Source organism: Escherichia sp. MAL-1 (assembly GCF_052948035.1).
The window spans coordinates 2,368,900-2,383,863 of the sequence record NZ_CM129609.1; the positions used below are offsets into that span (position 1 = coordinate 2,368,900).

Annotated in this window: 17 protein-coding genes; 9 read left to right on the top strand and 8 right to left on the bottom strand. The window is 50.4% G+C overall.

The window, feature by feature from the left end:
* Positions 1-91: 91 nt before the first annotated feature.
* Complete coding sequence (ydgH, locus tag ACU8XX_RS11670; RefSeq protein WP_000769322.1) at positions 92-1,036, bottom strand: DUF1471 family protein YdgH; 945 nt, start codon at positions 1,034-1,036, stop codon at positions 92-94.
* A 523-nt stretch (positions 1,037-1,559) separates the two neighbouring features.
* Between ydgH and pntA the strand changes: the two genes are divergently transcribed.
* The gene (pntA, locus tag ACU8XX_RS11675) at positions 1,560-3,092 is read left to right on the top strand and encodes a Re/Si-specific NAD(P)(+) transhydrogenase subunit alpha (RefSeq protein WP_001300486.1); all 1,533 of its coding nucleotides are present in this window, start codon (positions 1,560-1,562) and stop codon (positions 3,090-3,092) included.
* Positions 3,093-3,102: 10 nt separating this feature from the next.
* A complete protein-coding gene (gene pntB, locus ACU8XX_RS11680) occupies positions 3,103-4,491 on the top strand; it encodes a Re/Si-specific NAD(P)(+) transhydrogenase subunit beta (protein WP_000014036.1) in 1,389 nt (462 codons plus the stop codon).
* Between the two features lie 24 nt (positions 4,492-4,515).
* Here pntB and tqsA read toward each other — a convergent pair whose 3' ends face one another.
* Positions 4,516-5,550 carry an AI-2 transporter TqsA gene (gene tqsA, locus ACU8XX_RS11685; protein ID WP_001118241.1) on the bottom strand — a complete coding sequence of 345 codons (1,035 nt, stop codon included), beginning with the start codon at positions 5,548-5,550 and terminating at the stop codon, positions 4,516-4,518.
* A gap of 134 nt (positions 5,551-5,684) precedes the next feature.
* Between tqsA and ACU8XX_RS11690 the strand changes: the two genes are divergently transcribed.
* The 3 genes from ACU8XX_RS11690 to mdtI all read left to right on the top strand — a co-directional run bounded on the left by ACU8XX_RS11690 (position 5,685) and on the right by mdtI (position 6,643).
* A complete protein-coding gene (locus ACU8XX_RS11690) occupies positions 5,685-5,855 on the top strand; it encodes a protein YdgV (protein WP_001303517.1) in 171 nt (56 codons plus the stop codon).
* 106 nt (positions 5,856-5,961) lie between these two features.
* A complete protein-coding gene (gene mdtJ / locus ACU8XX_RS11695) occupies positions 5,962-6,327 on the top strand; it encodes a multidrug/spermidine efflux SMR transporter subunit MdtJ (protein ID WP_000276149.1) in 366 nt (121 codons plus the stop codon).
* Positions 6,314-6,643: a multidrug/spermidine efflux SMR transporter subunit MdtI gene (gene mdtI / locus ACU8XX_RS11700; RefSeq protein ID WP_000046661.1), complete on the top strand. Its 330-nt coding sequence runs from the start codon at positions 6,314-6,316 to the stop codon at positions 6,641-6,643. The genes mdtJ and mdtI overlap by 14 nt, the downstream gene beginning before the upstream one ends.
* Before the next feature lie 38 nt (positions 6,644-6,681).
* On the opposite strand, the gene ACU8XX_RS11705 is transcribed toward mdtI, so the two are convergent.
* The 3 genes from ACU8XX_RS11705 to asr all read right to left on the bottom strand — a co-directional run bounded on the left by ACU8XX_RS11705 (position 6,682) and on the right by asr (position 8,087).
* Entirely contained in the window at positions 6,682-7,503 is an 822-nt protein-coding gene (locus ACU8XX_RS11705) for a trypsin-like serine peptidase (protein ID WP_001260865.1), read from the bottom strand.
* A 99-nt stretch (positions 7,504-7,602) separates the two neighbouring features.
* A complete protein-coding gene (locus tag ACU8XX_RS11710) occupies positions 7,603-7,686 on the bottom strand; it encodes a small membrane protein YdgU (RefSeq protein ID WP_000233090.1) in 84 nt (27 codons plus the stop codon).
* A 92-nt stretch (positions 7,687-7,778) separates the two neighbouring features.
* Positions 7,779-8,087, bottom strand: a complete 309-nt coding sequence (gene asr, locus ACU8XX_RS11715; RefSeq protein ID WP_001340364.1) for an acid resistance repetitive basic protein Asr — start codon at positions 8,085-8,087, stop codon at positions 7,779-7,781.
* Positions 8,088-8,357: 270 nt separating this feature from the next.
* Between asr and ACU8XX_RS11720 the strand changes: the two genes are divergently transcribed.
* On the top strand, positions 8,358-8,462 hold the full coding sequence (locus ACU8XX_RS11720; RefSeq protein ID WP_001351109.1) for a KPN_01571 family protein: 105 nt from the start codon (positions 8,358-8,360) through the stop codon (positions 8,460-8,462).
* A 48-nt stretch (positions 8,463-8,510) separates the two neighbouring features.
* Here ACU8XX_RS11720 and ACU8XX_RS11725 read toward each other — a convergent pair whose 3' ends face one another.
* The gene (locus ACU8XX_RS11725) at positions 8,511-9,764 is read right to left on the bottom strand and encodes an MFS transporter (protein ID WP_240765506.1); all 1,254 of its coding nucleotides are present in this window, start codon (positions 9,762-9,764) and stop codon (positions 8,511-8,513) included.
* A gap of 106 nt (positions 9,765-9,870) precedes the next feature.
* On the opposite strand from ACU8XX_RS11725, the gene ACU8XX_RS11730 reads away from it, so the two are divergent.
* The 3 genes from ACU8XX_RS11730 (at position 9,871) to bioD (ending at position 12,939) form a co-directional block, all read left to right on the top strand.
* A complete protein-coding gene (locus tag ACU8XX_RS11730) occupies positions 9,871-10,764 on the top strand; it encodes a LysR family transcriptional regulator (RefSeq protein WP_001019525.1) in 894 nt (297 codons plus the stop codon).
* A 134-nt stretch (positions 10,765-10,898) separates the two neighbouring features.
* Complete coding sequence (mlc, locus tag ACU8XX_RS11735; RefSeq protein ID WP_000225262.1) at positions 10,899-12,119, top strand: sugar metabolism global transcriptional regulator Mlc; 1,221 nt, start codon at positions 10,899-10,901, stop codon at positions 12,117-12,119.
* Positions 12,120-12,243: 124 nt separating this feature from the next.
* Positions 12,244-12,939 carry a dethiobiotin synthase gene (gene bioD / locus ACU8XX_RS11740; protein ID WP_000919231.1) on the top strand — a complete coding sequence of 232 codons (696 nt, stop codon included), beginning with the start codon at positions 12,244-12,246 and terminating at the stop codon, positions 12,937-12,939.
* On the opposite strand, the gene clcB is transcribed toward bioD, so the two are convergent.
* The gene (clcB, locus tag ACU8XX_RS11745) at positions 12,892-14,184 is read right to left on the bottom strand and encodes a voltage-gated ClC-type chloride channel ClcB (RefSeq protein WP_001315626.1); all 1,293 of its coding nucleotides are present in this window, start codon (positions 14,182-14,184) and stop codon (positions 12,892-12,894) included. The two genes, bioD and clcB, sit on opposite strands and share 48 nt — an antisense overlap.
* A gap of 158 nt (positions 14,185-14,342) precedes the next feature.
* Positions 14,343-14,957 (bottom strand): Tat proofreading chaperone DmsD, encoded by a 615-nt coding sequence (dmsD, locus tag ACU8XX_RS11750; protein ID WP_000148710.1) that lies wholly within the window; start codon positions 14,955-14,957, stop codon positions 14,343-14,345.
* Positions 14,958-14,964 lie beyond the last annotated feature (7 nt).

Genomic DNA, 14,964 nt, shown 5'->3' on the forward strand with positions numbered 1-14,964 from the left:
GAGATGTGTCTGCATGCAATGGTCGCGGGGAAATTTGTGACTAAAAATGCGAAAGGCGGCATCAAGCCGCCTTATAGGAGTAACTGAATAGTTATTTATACAGATCTGCGCTGACGGTCAGGTTATTACCACGTTCCTGCCACTGGCGGGTGATGTGGTAATACTTAGCACCTTTCTTCGCGGCACGTTTCGCAACCTGATAGGAGACTTCAGTCATGTTGCCGTAGTTGCCAGAGAATTTGATGCTGTCGAACGGGACCATCATCGCTGCGGTCGCTTTGTTCAGTTCTTCGACTTTAGTGCCATCCGGGAGCGTGACGGTGTAACGCCCGCCTTTTGATGACTGGGTTTCAAAGAAGCGACCGACTTCAGAACTTGGTGATGCGGTAGTCGCAACACCCGGGATCTCAACTTTCTTCGCGGCTTCGCCACCGGCAGCCAGAGCTGCACGTCCTGCTTCGGAATCTGCCGGGATCACATCCGGGCTCTGGACGATACGTTTCTTAGCATCTTTTTTATAGATGAATGCAGTAATACGCTGGTTGCCGCCCTGGTTGGCATCGATTTGACGAACGATGTAGAAAGAGTAGGCACCTTTCGCTTTTGCCGCTTTGGTGATGGCATCATTGACTTCTGGCTGGCTACGATAGAAGCCCTGGACGGTGACCGTGTCAAACGGTTCAATCAGAACAGCCTGATCTTTCGGCAGTTCGACAACACCGTTAATTACGCGATTACTTGTTTCTTCTGCTTTTTCAGCATCGGCTTTATAGAGGTCAGCGACCACACGCCAGTTACCGCTGTTACCAAAATCAGAAGTGTCGACAACATAAAAAGAGGCGGCACCTTCTTTATCTGCGCGACGAGAAACGGCTTTCACCGCTTCGCCAATAGCATTAAAACGACCGGTAACCACTACACGGTCAAAAGGTTTAACCGCTGCCGCTTGCTCCGGTGTCAGTTCTGTTGCTGCGTTAACGGAGAATGCCGTAGCAGAAAGCAGTGCCGACGCCAGGAGGGTGTTCTTAAGCTTCATAAAAATAATCCTTCGCCTTGCGCAAACCAGGTACTGGTATTGTTATTAACGAGAAACGTGGCTGATTATTGCATTTAAACGGTGTAACTGTCTGCGTCATTTTTCATATCACATTCCTTAAGCCAATTTTAATCCTGCTCAAATGACCGTCTATGCTTAAAAAACAGCCGTATCAGCATCATTACTACTGAAGCAACTGAATTGTATAAGTTAATTTAATGTTAAGTAGTGATTCGTGCCGGGGCGATGTCTCGTTTTACCCGACCGTCGAAGACAATTATCAGTCTTTATCCGGCGTTCTAAGGTGTTTATCCCACTATCACGGCTGAATCGTTAATATTTTGCGAGTTCACGCCGAAATACTGATTTTTGGCGCTAGATCACAGGCATAATTTTCAGTACGTTATAGGGCGTTTGTTACTAATTTATTTTAACGGAGTAACATTTAGCTCGTACATGAGCAGCTTGTGTGGCTCCTGACACAGGCAAACCATCATCAATAAAACCGATGGAAGGGAATATCATGCGAATTGGCATACCAAGAGAACGGTTAACCAATGAAACCCGTGTTGCAGCAACGCCAAAAACAGTGGAACAGCTGCTGAAACTGGGTTTTACCGTCGCGGTAGAGAGCGGCGCGGGTCAACTGGCAAGTTTTGACGATAAAGCGTTTGTGCAAGCGGGCGCTGAAATTGTAGAAGGGAATAGCGTCTGGCAGTCAGAGATCATTCTGAAGGTCAATGCGCCGTTAGATGATGAAATTGCGTTACTGAATCCTGGGACAACGCTGGTGAGTTTTATCTGGCCTGCGCAGAATCCGGAATTAATGCAAAAACTTGCGGAACGTAACGTGACCGTGATGGCGATGGACTCTGTGCCGCGTATCTCACGCGCACAATCGCTGGACGCACTAAGCTCGATGGCGAACATCGCCGGTTATCGCGCCATTGTTGAAGCGGCACATGAATTTGGGCGCTTCTTTACCGGGCAAATTACTGCGGCCGGGAAAGTGCCACCGGCAAAAGTGATGGTGATTGGTGCGGGTGTTGCAGGTCTGGCCGCCATTGGCGCAGCAAACAGTCTCGGCGCGATTGTGCGTGCATTCGACACCCGCCCGGAAGTGAAAGAACAAGTTCAAAGTATGGGCGCGGAATTCCTCGAGCTGGATTTTAAAGAGGAAGCTGGCAGCGGCGATGGCTATGCCAAAGTGATGTCGGACGCGTTCATCAAAGCGGAAATGGAACTCTTTGCCGCCCAGGCAAAAGAGGTCGATATCATTGTCACCACCGCGCTTATTCCAGGCAAACCAGCGCCGAAGCTAATTACCCGTGAAATGGTTGACTCCATGAAGGCGGGCAGTGTGATTGTCGACCTGGCAGCCCAAAACGGCGGCAACTGTGAATACACCGTGCCGGGTGAAATCTTCACTACGGAAAATGGTGTCAAAGTGATTGGTTATACCGATCTTCCGGGCCGTCTGCCGACGCAATCCTCACAGCTTTACGGCACAAACCTCGTTAATCTGCTGAAACTGTTGTGCAAAGAGAAAGACGGCAATATCACTGTTGATTTTGATGATGTGGTGATTCGCGGCGTGACCGTGATCCGTGCGGGCGAAATTACCTGGCCGGCACCGCCGATTCAGGTATCAGCTCAGCCGCAGGCGGCACAAAAAGCGGCACCGGAAGTGAAAACTGAGGAAAAATGTACCTGCTCACCGTGGCGTAAATACGCGTTGATGGCGCTGGCAATCATTCTTTTTGGCTGGATGGCAAGCGTTGCGCCGAAAGAATTCCTTGGGCACTTCACCGTTTTCGCGCTGGCCTGCGTTGTCGGTTATTACGTGGTGTGGAATGTATCGCACGCGCTGCATACACCGTTGATGTCGGTCACCAACGCGATTTCAGGGATTATTGTTGTCGGAGCACTGTTGCAGATTGGCCAGGGCGGCTGGGTTAGCTTCCTTAGTTTTATCGCGGTGCTTATAGCCAGCATTAATATTTTCGGTGGCTTCACCGTGACTCAGCGCATGCTGAAAATGTTCCGCAAAAATTAAGGGGTAACATATGTCTGGAGGATTAGTTACAGCTGCATACATTGTTGCCGCGATCCTGTTTATCTTCAGTCTGGCCGGTCTTTCGAAACATGAAACGTCTCGCCAGGGTAACAACTTCGGTATCGCCGGGATGGCGATTGCGTTAATCGCAACCATTTTTGGACCGGATACGGGTAATGTTGGCTGGATCTTGCTGGCGATGGTCATTGGTGGGGCAATTGGTATCCGTCTGGCGAAGAAAGTTGAAATGACCGAAATGCCAGAACTGGTGGCGATCCTGCATAGCTTCGTGGGTCTGGCGGCAGTGCTGGTTGGCTTTAACAGCTATCTGCATCATGACGCGGGAATGGCACCGATTCTGGTCAATATTCACCTGACGGAAGTGTTCCTCGGTATCTTCATCGGGGCGGTAACGTTCACGGGTTCGGTGGTGGCGTTCGGCAAACTGTGTGGCAAGATTTCGTCTAAACCATTGATGCTGCCAAACCGTCACAAAATGAACCTGGCGGCTCTGGTCGTTTCCTTCCTGCTGCTGATTGTATTTGTTCGCACGGACAGCGTCGGCCTGCAAGTGCTGGCATTGCTGATAATGACCGCAATTGCGCTGGTATTCGGCTGGCATTTAGTCGCCTCCATCGGTGGTGCAGATATGCCAGTGGTGGTGTCGATGCTGAACTCGTACTCCGGCTGGGCGGCTGCGGCTGCGGGCTTTATGCTCAGCAACGACCTGCTGATTGTGACCGGTGCGCTGGTCGGTTCTTCGGGGGCTATCCTTTCTTACATTATGTGTAAGGCGATGAACCGTTCCTTTATCAGCGTTATTGCGGGTGGTTTCGGCACCGACGGCTCTTCTACTGGCGATGATCAGGAAGTGGGTGAGCACCGCGAAATCACCGCAGAAGAGACAGCGGAACTGCTGAAAAACTCCCATTCAGTGATCATTACTCCGGGGTACGGCATGGCAGTCGCGCAGGCGCAATATCCTGTCGCTGAAATTACTGAGAAATTGCGCGCTCGTGGTATTAATGTGCGTTTCGGTATCCACCCGGTCGCGGGGCGTTTGCCTGGACATATGAACGTATTGCTGGCTGAAGCAAAAGTACCGTATGACATCGTGCTGGAAATGGACGAGATCAATGATGACTTTGCTGATACCGATACCGTACTGGTGATTGGTGCTAACGATACGGTTAACCCGGCGGCGCAGGATGATCCGAAGAGTCCGATTGCTGGTATGCCTGTGCTGGAAGTGTGGAAAGCGCAGAACGTGATTGTCTTTAAACGTTCGATGAACACTGGCTATGCTGGTGTGCAAAACCCGCTGTTCTTCAAGGAAAACACCCACATGCTGTTTGGTGACGCCAAAGCCAGCGTGGATGCAATCCTGAAAGCTCTGTAACCCTGACGGCCTCTGCTGAGGCCGTCACTCTTTATTGAGATCGCTTAACAGAACGGCGATGCTTTGACCTCCCGCTGTTTGTTCAAGCGCAATTTTGACAATAATTGTCAACGGCACGGAAAGCAGCATACCCACCGGTCCTAACAACCATCCCCAAAAAATCAACGACAAAAATACCACCAATGTGGAAAGCCCCAGCCCACGCCCCATGATACGCGGCTCCAGAATATTGCCGAAGACCAGATTAATCAGCAGATATCCCGCCAGCACCAGCAACGCTTCGTAGAAGCCATTAAACACCAGTACCTGAGCGATAGGGGGGATTGCCGCGAGGACTGAACCAATATTCGGGATGTAATTAAGCGCAAAGGCCAGCAATCCCCAGACAAAAGCGAAGCGAACATCGAGTGCGGCGAGCATCGCCCAGGCGACCAGGCCGGTGATGATGCTGATGGCTGTTTTCAGCACCAGATAATGAGAAACACTGTCAATCGCACGTTGAATCGCCGCCATCCCTTCAACCGGACGCGCCATCATTTGCTGAAATTTTCCGGGCAATTGTGGCACTTCGAGCAGCATAAACAGCACCGTCAGCAGCAATAAAAATATTGATGACATGGCATTAGATAACTGCGTCAATAAGTTGGTGAGCAACGTCATCGCCGCGTTCGGATCAATATAATGCGCCAGCTGGTCAACTGAGACGTCAATCCCTACGCGTTGCAACAACGGTTCAAGCGCTTGCAGCGGCGTCATAATAGAGTTGCGATATTGCGGTAACGTCCGCGTCAACTCGTTGAGCGCGGAACCCAGATAAGCTAATAGCAACACCATCGCCATCACGATGATGGTCATCAAAATCGACACCGCCAGTACACGCGGCACACGCCAGCGGACCATGTGTTGCACCAGCGGGTTAAGAATAACAGCAATAAATAATGCGAGAATAAACGGCACGATGATCTCGGCGGCAAAACGGATACCACAGAGAATAATGACCAGCATTCCCAACATAATGACGATTTTTAGGCCATTGAGCGTGATGATCGGCTTTGCCATGCTTGTCCCCGTTTTTTCTTCCTTTGCTAATAATAATGTCTTTTTCGCTCCGTCATCATAACGAAAATCAAACCGCTCAGGTAAAGAAGTGAAAATATTTTGAGTTAATTCTTAAGCTATGATACAAATCAGGCGTGTTCAACTACCGAGGACAATTATCATCCGCGATGACGAGAAGCAACACTGCGGATAATTGTAATATTATGGACAATTTGTTCAGGACGTTATTTTCTACATTTACCCATCTTCGTACCTCATCCACTATCTTGCTCGTAGGTGAGCAGCACTGGCGCAACGCGCTTTAGTCCTTTCTTCTGCCAAAGCTTGCGCTATGCGCGGGGCTTGACCACTTTACTTTGGTTTCGCTGAATTAAGCGAAAATTAAAATAATTCTCTTGCAGGAGAAGGACAATGTATATTTATTGGATTTTATTAGGTCTGGCTATTGCTACAGAAATTACCGGTACGCTGTCAATGAAATGGGCGAGCGTCAGTGAGGGAAATGGCGGCTTTATTTTAATGCTGGTGATGATTTCTCTGTCGTATATATTTCTCTCTTTCGCCGTTAAAAAAATCGCCTTAGGCGTAGCTTATGCGCTGTGGGAAGGTATCGGTATTTTATTTATTACCTTGTTTAGCGTTTTGTTATTCGACGAAAGTTTATCGCTGATGAAAATTGCCGGGTTAACCACCCTGGTCGCCGGGATTGTGTTGATAAAATCAGGTACCCGTAAAGCGCGTAAACCTGAACTGGAGGTGAACCATGGCGCAGTTTGAATGGGTTCACGCCGCCTGGCTGGCATTGGCAATCGTGCTGGAAATCGTTGCTAACGTCTTTTTGAAATTTTCTGACGGCTTTCGTCGCAAAATATTTGGCTTGCTCTCCCTGGCGGCGGTGCTGGCTGCCTTTAGTGCGCTTTCTCAAGCCGTTAAAGGGATCGACTTGTCTGTCGCTTATGCATTGTGGGGCGGGTTTGGTATTGCCGCCACGTTAGCCGCAGGTTGGATCTTGTTTGGTCAACGGTTAAATCGTAAAGGCTGGATTGGCCTGGTCTTGCTGTTGGCTGGAATGATCATGGTGAAACTTGCCTGATGAAGACGCTGCCCGCGCTGTCGGGCAGCGTTTGAACATTATTTTTGCGACAGTTGATCCAGCTTGTCGCGAAAACCGGTAACAGAAATGGCCCGGTTATCGGCGCGCCAGCGATCTTTCGCGGCAGGAGCCGAACTTTGCACCCCAATTAATTGCCAGCCGTCATCGGTATGCAACATCAGAGGCGAACCGCTGTCACCCGGCAAGGTATCGCACTGATGTGACATCACCGACGTTTGCGCCCAGCCAGTCACTTCACAGTTTTGATGACTGTACAACGTATCGAGATGATCTTCAGGGTAGCCTGCCTGAGTCACTTTACGACCTGCCGCTTTTAATGCGGCGGTAAGCGCGGCTTTATCTCCCTCAAATAACGGCAACGGCGTAATGCCAGAAGGGGGATTACGTAGCACAATCAATCCGAAGTCCCACGGCGCGGCTGCGGGAGGTACAATCCAACCATCCCCATCTGCTTTTAACCGCTTTCCCAGTGTCGGATCAACGCGGCCTTCTATGTCGTGGATCTCATAGCGCCAAAGACCTTTATTTGACACAAAACGCAGCGCCACTGCTTTATCGGCTTTACCCTTTGGAGGTGTCAATAAACAGTGTCCTGCCGTTAATGCCAGATTGGGTGCAATCAGCGTCGCCGTACATAAATTGCCGCTGGCCGTTTCCAGTTGCCCAACCGCATCCCACGGTGATTGGGTCGTGTCATTCACTGGCACACGATCATCATGACCAAAAAACAGGGTGCTGACCTCATCGTTTGCCGATCTGGCAACGTCTGGTTTATCTGCAAACACAAAAGCAGACGTCAAACTAATTGCACCCAACACTACAGCAATGGTTGTACGCATATCACACTCTGGTGGGTAATTATGATTATTAAAAGCAAACCCTCATAAATACTATAGACGGGACGGGATGAAAGTGGGAGTAAAATCAGATAACTACAATCAGGAAAGATAAAAACGGGCGGCAATCAGTGCGCATAAAATAAGGATGATCAGAATGAACTCAAAGCGATAACGGCCCACCATACTACCCTCCGCTAAAGGCGGTGCTAAACGTTACCCGCTTAGCACCGTAATTTTCAGGCGCGAGGGGGCGCGCCAGCATTACTGTTGAAAACTTACGCTGCGGGTTGTGCAGCAGGTTTTGCCGGTTGCTGATGGCTGTGTTTCTTGGCGTGTTTCTTCGCTGCCTGCGCTTTTTGTTCAGGGGCTTTCTGTTCAGCTTTCGTATTTTTATGATGCTTTTTAGCCGCCTGCGCTTTCTGGGCAGGTGCTGCTTTATGCTGTTTTTTATGATGTGTAGTTTTCGCCGGCGCTGCTTTGGTGGTCGTCGCAGTCGGAGCAGGTGTGGTCGTAGTCTCTGCAGCAAAGGCGGCAGAAGACAGACCCATAGCAGCGGCAACAACCAGAGCTAATACTTTTTTCATTGTCATACCCTCAATTTGTTTTTTCATTTAACCCCACTGTGGGGCCGTTGAAATAACTATATCCCTGGGAATGGCAGACTTCCGTGAGTGGTTGGTTTCAGCGTGTAACGATATGTACAAACGCTGAATAAATTACAGCGTTGATAATAACGTATTGTGACTTAAGGGAAATTTAGCTACCAATAATAGTAGTCTTGATCGGGTTAACTATTTTACTACTTACAAAGCAGTAGAATAACTGCGCATCAGTAATAAATGACACACAGCAAAATGAATCCGTTTATTTGGGTACTTATAATCCTGATGACGCTAGACGCGCTGCGGGAATTGGCTGGCGCTTCGTCTATTTTAGGATGGCTATTAACGTTGGTTTGAGCTGGCAATAAGTCCGGACGGGTATTTACCGCAGTCCGGACTTATTTTTCAGGCGTGCAGACGACGATGCAAACGCGTCCCGACCAGCAGAGCAATGACCAGCATCAGAGCAATAAATGCGCCGACGCCGTTCCAGCCATAGTTATGCCAGAAAACACCACCCAGCGTCCCGGCAATACTCGACCCCAGATAGTAACTGAACAGATACAGCGAGGAGGCCTGGCCTTTAGCGCGTTTTGCGCGGGGGCCGATCCAGCTGCTGGCTACTGAGTGGGCTGCGAAGAATCCTGCTGAGAAGAGTAACATTCCGGCAAAGATCAGCCACAGCGAGCTGAATAAGGTCATCAGTAAACCAAACAGCATAACCCCCGTCGAAAACAACATCACTGGACCACGCCCATAGCGGGTGGTCATGGTTCCGGCTTTGGGTGAGCTCCATGTACCGGTCAAATAAGCCAGCGATAATAAGCCAACCACGGCCTGACTGACATGCCAGGGGGAGAGCATCAACCGATAGCCGATGTAATTAAACAGCGTGACGAACGACCCCATCAGCAAAAAGCCTTCTGCGAACAATAACGGTAATCCCCGGTCACGCCAGTGCAGACGAAAGTTGATAAACAACGTCTTAGGGCGCAGCGAAGTCGGGCGAAAATGGCGTGATTCAGGGAGGATTTTCCAGAACATCAACGCCGAGGCCAGCGCGAAACAACCGATTGCCGCCAGAGCAATTCGCCAGTTGAAAAAGTCCGTGAAGACACCGCTAATTAAGCGTCCGCTCATGCCGCCAATTGAGTTGCCGCTGATATACAACCCCATTGAAAAGGCCACGAAACTGGGATGGATTTCCTCGCTAAGATAAGTCATGCCAACAGCTGCCACGCCACTTAACGAAAGCCCAATCAAGGCGCGTATAATCAAAATGCCGTGCCAGCTGGTCATCATTGTCGAAAGTAACGTACAAATGGAGGCCAACAGTAGCGCCGTGACCATCACTGGTTTGCGACCAATGGCATCGGATAGCGGGCCAGTAAACAGCAAACCAATAGCCAACATCGCCGTGGAAATGGACAGTGAAATACTACTGTTCGCGGGGGTTAAGCCAAACTCCTGCGAAAGCACCGGAAGGATAGGCTGCACACAATAGAGAAGTGCAAATGTTGCCAGTCCGGCAGAGAACAGCGCCAGGGTGACGCGCATAAATTGCGGCGTACCGCGTTTAATAAATTGATTTGGCTGAGAAATGCTTTGCTTGTCAGTGTCGCTTGCCGGAGCGCCATCAACAGTTGTAGTACGGCTCACTTGAAATCCTTGCTAAATATGCCTGTAGATCAGGCTTATACATAGGGTAGGAAAATCGAATTGTTCTGTCTAATATATTAATAATCTCAAATAAGATGTTTTAAATATGAATATTGAACTTCGTCATCTGCGTTACTTTGTTGCTGTTGCGGAAGAGCTACATTTCGGGCGCGCCGCTGCCCGCCTGAATATTTCGCAACCGCCGCTAAGTCAGCAGATTCAGGCGCTGGAGCAACAAATTGGTGCCCGACTGCTGGCACGAACCAATCGCAGTGTATTGCTGACGGCAGCAGGAAAACAGTTTCTTGCAGATAGTCGGCAAATCCTGTCTATGGTGGATGACGCTGCCGCTCGCGCTGAAAGGCTGCATCAGGGTGAAGCGGGGGAGTTGCGCATTGGTTTTACTTCGTCGGCTCCTTTTATTCGGGCGGTGTCCGATACGTTATCGCTGTTTCGCCGTGATTATCCTGATGTCCATTTACAAACCCGCGAAATGAACACTCGCGAGCAAATCGCTCCGCTCATTGAAGGAACGCTGGATATGGGATTGCTGCGTAACACAGCGTTACCGGAGTCGCTTGAACACGCAGTCATCGTCCATGAACCGCTTATGGCGATGATCCCGCACGATCATCCCCTGGCAAATAACCCGAATGTAACGCTGGCTGAACTGGCGAAAGAACCCTTTGTCTTTTTTGATCCGCACGTCGGGACAGGGCTGTATGACGATATTCTCGGGCTGATGCGACGTTACCATTTGACGCCCGTCATCACTCAGGAGGTGGGCGAGGCAATGACCATCATCGGTCTGGTTTCCGCCGGTCTGGGTGTTTCAATTTTGCCTGCGTCATTTAAACGTGTTCAGCTCAACGAAATGCGCTGGGTGCCGATTGCTGAAGAGGATGCGGTTTCTGAAATGTGGTTGGTCTGGCCGAAACATCATGAACAAAGTCCGGCTGCGCGTAACTTTCGTATTCATCTGCTGAATGCTCTCAGGTGAGGGAAATTTCAGCGAAAAAGCCCGAAAAATGTGCTGTTAATCACATGCCTAAGTAAAAATTTGACGACACGTATTGAAGTGCTTCACCATAGCCTACAGATTATTTCGGAGCGCGAAAATATAGGGAGTATGCGGTGGTTGCTGAAAACCAGCCTGGGCACATTGATCAAATAAAGCAGACCAACGCGGGCGCGGTTTATCGCCTGATTGATCAGCTTGGTCCAGTCTCGCGTATCGATCTTTCCCGTCTGGCGCAACTGGCTCCTGCCAGTATCACTAAAATTGTCCGTGAGATGCTCGAAGCACACCTGGTGCAAGAGCTGGAAATCAAAGAAGCGGGGAACCGTGGCCGTCCGGCGGTGGGGCTGGTGGTTGAAACTGAAGCCTGGCACTATCTTTCTCTGCGCATTAGTCGCGGGGAGATTTTCCTTGCTCTGCGCGATCTGAGCAGCAAACTGGTGGTGGAAGAGTCGCAGGAACTGGCGTTAAAAGATGACTTGCCATTGCTGGATCGTATTATTTCCCATATCGATCAGTTTTTTATCCGCCACCAGAAAAAACTTGAGCGTCTAACTTCGATTGCCATAACCTTGCCGGGAATTATTGATACGGAAAATGGTATTGTACATCGCATGCCGTTCTACGAGGATGTAAAAGAGATGCCGCTCGGCGAGGCGCTGGAGCAGCATACCGGCGTTCCGGTTTATATTCAGCATGATATCAGCGCATGGACGATGGCAGAGGCCTTGTTTGGTGCCTCACGCGGGGCGCGCGATGTGATTCAGGTGGTTATCGATCACAACGTGGGGGCGGGCGTCATTACCGATGGTCATCTGCTACACGCAGGCAGCAGTAGTCTCGTGGAAATAGGCCACACACAGGTCGACCCGTATGGGAAACGCTGTTATTGCGGGAATCACGGCTGCCTCGAAACCATCGCCAGCGTGGACAGTATTCTTGAGCTGGCACAGCTGCGTCTTAATCAATCCATGAGCTCGATGTTACATGGACAACCGTTAACCGTGGACTCATTGTGTCAGGCGGCATTGCGCGGCGATCTACTGGCAAAAGACATCATTACCGGGGTGGGCGCGCATGTCGGGCGCATTCTTGCCATCATGGTGAATTTATTTAACCCACAAAAAATACTGATTGGCTCACCGTTAAGTAAAGCGGCAGATATCCTCTTCCCGGTCATCTCAGACAGCATCCGTCAGCAGGCCCTTCCTGCGTATAGTCAGCACATCAGCGTTGAGAGTACTCAGTTTTCTAACCAGGGCACGATGGCAGGCGCTGCACTGGTAAAAGACGCGATGTATAACGGTTCTTTGTTGATTCGTCTGTTGCAGGGTTAACATTTTTTAACTGTTCTACCAAAATTTGCGCTATCTCAATTTGGGCCAGGAAAGCATAACTTAGACTTTCAAGGTTAATTATTTTCCTGGTTTATATTTGTGAAGCATAACGGTGGAGTTAGTGATGCTGAAGCGTTTCTTTATTACCGGTACAGACACTTCTGTAGGGAAAACGGTGGTTTCCCGCGCATTGCTACAAGCGTTAGCCTCCCAGGGAAAAACGGTTGCGGGATATAAACCCGTAGCGAAGGGGAGCAAAGAGACACCCGAAGGGCTGCGTAATAAAGATGCCCTGGTGTTGCAGAGTGTTTCAACCATCGAACTGCCTTATGAAGCAGTTAATCCTATCGCGTTAAGCGAAGAAGAAAGTAGCGTGGCGCACAGTTGCCCAATCAATTACACCCTCATTTCAAACGGCCTGGCAAACCTGACCGAAAAAGTCGATCATGTCGTGGTAGAAGGGACTGGCGGCTGGCGCAGTCTGATGAATGATTTGCGTCCACTCTCTGAATGGGTAGTGCAGGAACAACTGCCGGTGTTGATGGTTGTCGGTATTCAGGAAGGTTGCATTAACCATGCACTGCTAACAGCTCAGGCGATCGCCAACGACGGGCTGCCGCTCATTGGCTGGGTGGCTAACCGAATCAACCCAGGACTGGCGCATTATGCGGAAATCATTGATGTGCTGGGTAAAAAACTTCCGGCACCGCTCATTGGTGAACTGCCTTATCTGCCGCGCGCCGAACAGCGTGAACTGGGGCAATACATCCGCTTAGCTATGCTGCGCAGTGTGCTGGCGGTAGATAGAGTCACGGTGTAACGTCCGCGAAATTACCGACGCAATTACGCAGGCAATCAATAAACCGGGGAGTAGCTGATACTCCCCGGTCATTTCACATATCATCAACGTCGACATAATCGGCGCGTGCGTGGTCGCCGCCAACAGTGTCGCCATCCCGGTCAATCCGAGTAAAAGTGTAATTTCTTCGCCATCAGGGAACCATAATCCCAGGCTACGACCATACAACATGCCAATGGCAAGACCGATAAATAGCGTCGGTGTAAAGACCCCACCGGGTGCGCCGGAACCGCTACTCGCCAGCACGGCACACAGTTTACAAAGGAAGATCCCGGCAATGATCATTAACAGTGGTGGGGCGGTTAAAAAGGATTGTACGGTGCTATAGCCGTTGCCCCACACTGCAGGTGTGAACAGGGAAAGCAGACCCACGATCAACCCGCCTAGTGCCAGTTGCCAGGGCGGCGCAAGTTTGAGACTCACAAATCCACGATGACAGGCGTTCATTAACGTTAACAACAGTGGTCCGCACAGACCTGCCAGCACACCTGTACTGATAATCAGCGCATAGTCACGAGCCTGAACCGTCACTGAGAGTTGTACGTTGTAGAGTAACGCGTCGCTATGATTAATCAGATTGCTAACCAGCAATGCCACGACGGCGGAAATAATCACCGGGCCGAGAGAGGCCAACATCATAGTGCCAAACAGCACTTCGGCTATAAATAAACTGCCAGCAAGCGGGGCACGATAGGCCGCAGCCATTCCCGCCGCGGCCCCACAGGCGATCCATAATTTCCACTCCTGGCGTGGCGTAAAACGTTGGGCAAAACAGGAGGCGGCAAGGGCAGCTAAAAGAATCATCGCACCTTCACGACCAATTGCACTGCCGCTGGTTACTACCAGCAGAGAGGCAAGCGATTTAACCAGGCTTGCTGCGTAATCGAACTGTCCATCGGTTTGCAACGCTTCCATGTAATCGGTCGGCGCATGAGGGCGTTGTTGGGTAAATTTCTGCCAGCCCATCAGCAACAAACCCGCCGCCAGTCCGCCGAGCGCCGGAGTTAGCAACCGTCGCCAGGGGGAAAGGTTTGTCGCTGCATTGACCAGACTGCCGGAGTCATTATTGAGGAACAACCACTCCAGTAGCAGCATCGCATGACGAAACCCGGCAACGGCAAAGGCCGCGAGAATACCGACGACTGTTGCGATAAGCAGACGGCGGAACATAGTGCGCAGATCCGGATAGATGTGTAGATGATGCATGAGCAGAAATGGGCAATGAAACACGGGCGACTATTTTGCGGCAAAAGAGGCCAGCCGCAAAAGCAGTGCGTGCTTTAAGAGATAAAAAAACGTGACACTGTAACCTATTATTGCCGGATTGCGCGTAATCGTCACCATCCGGCAATATTACGGTGATCCTATCGAAACAGCGGTTTAACCGCGACAGGAATTAACAGTTGTGATTGCCATTGCGCCAGCGTTAAGCGAGCCAGTTCACCCAGTGCACGGTAGAAAGGGTGTTCTGCTTTTTCGATAAAAACATCAAGAAAACGTGTTGACCACGGAAAAAGGTGCCATGCCAGCAATTCTTCGCATTCTGTCTGGCGACCATTCTCCGCCAACCACGCAGCCATCAACAGCAGTGAACCAAAATGATCTTCCGGTTCGTTTTGCTTCATTTCAAACTGAATGCCTTTCTCGCGCATCCACTGACGAAGTGCCAATGTTGAATCGCCAAACAGCACAGATTCGCGATCCAGCCAGACCGACCCCCACGGCGGAGACGGCAGTGCCCACGGGCCGACAAACAAACGCTGCCAGGCCTGGGCGTGAGTCTCTTCACACTGTGTCTGAAAAGCCGTCACCAGCGGCGCTAATGACGCTTCTGGTAGAGGCCACTGAGTTTCCCAGCCGTCACTGGTGAGTACCGCAACCAGAGGTGCGGCTTCCGCACTCTCTGGAGCGTAATAAAACAGCGCGCCCAACACGCGCGCCGCGACAGAAAAATTATCTTGCTGTGAAAAATGGGTCATTCCTAAC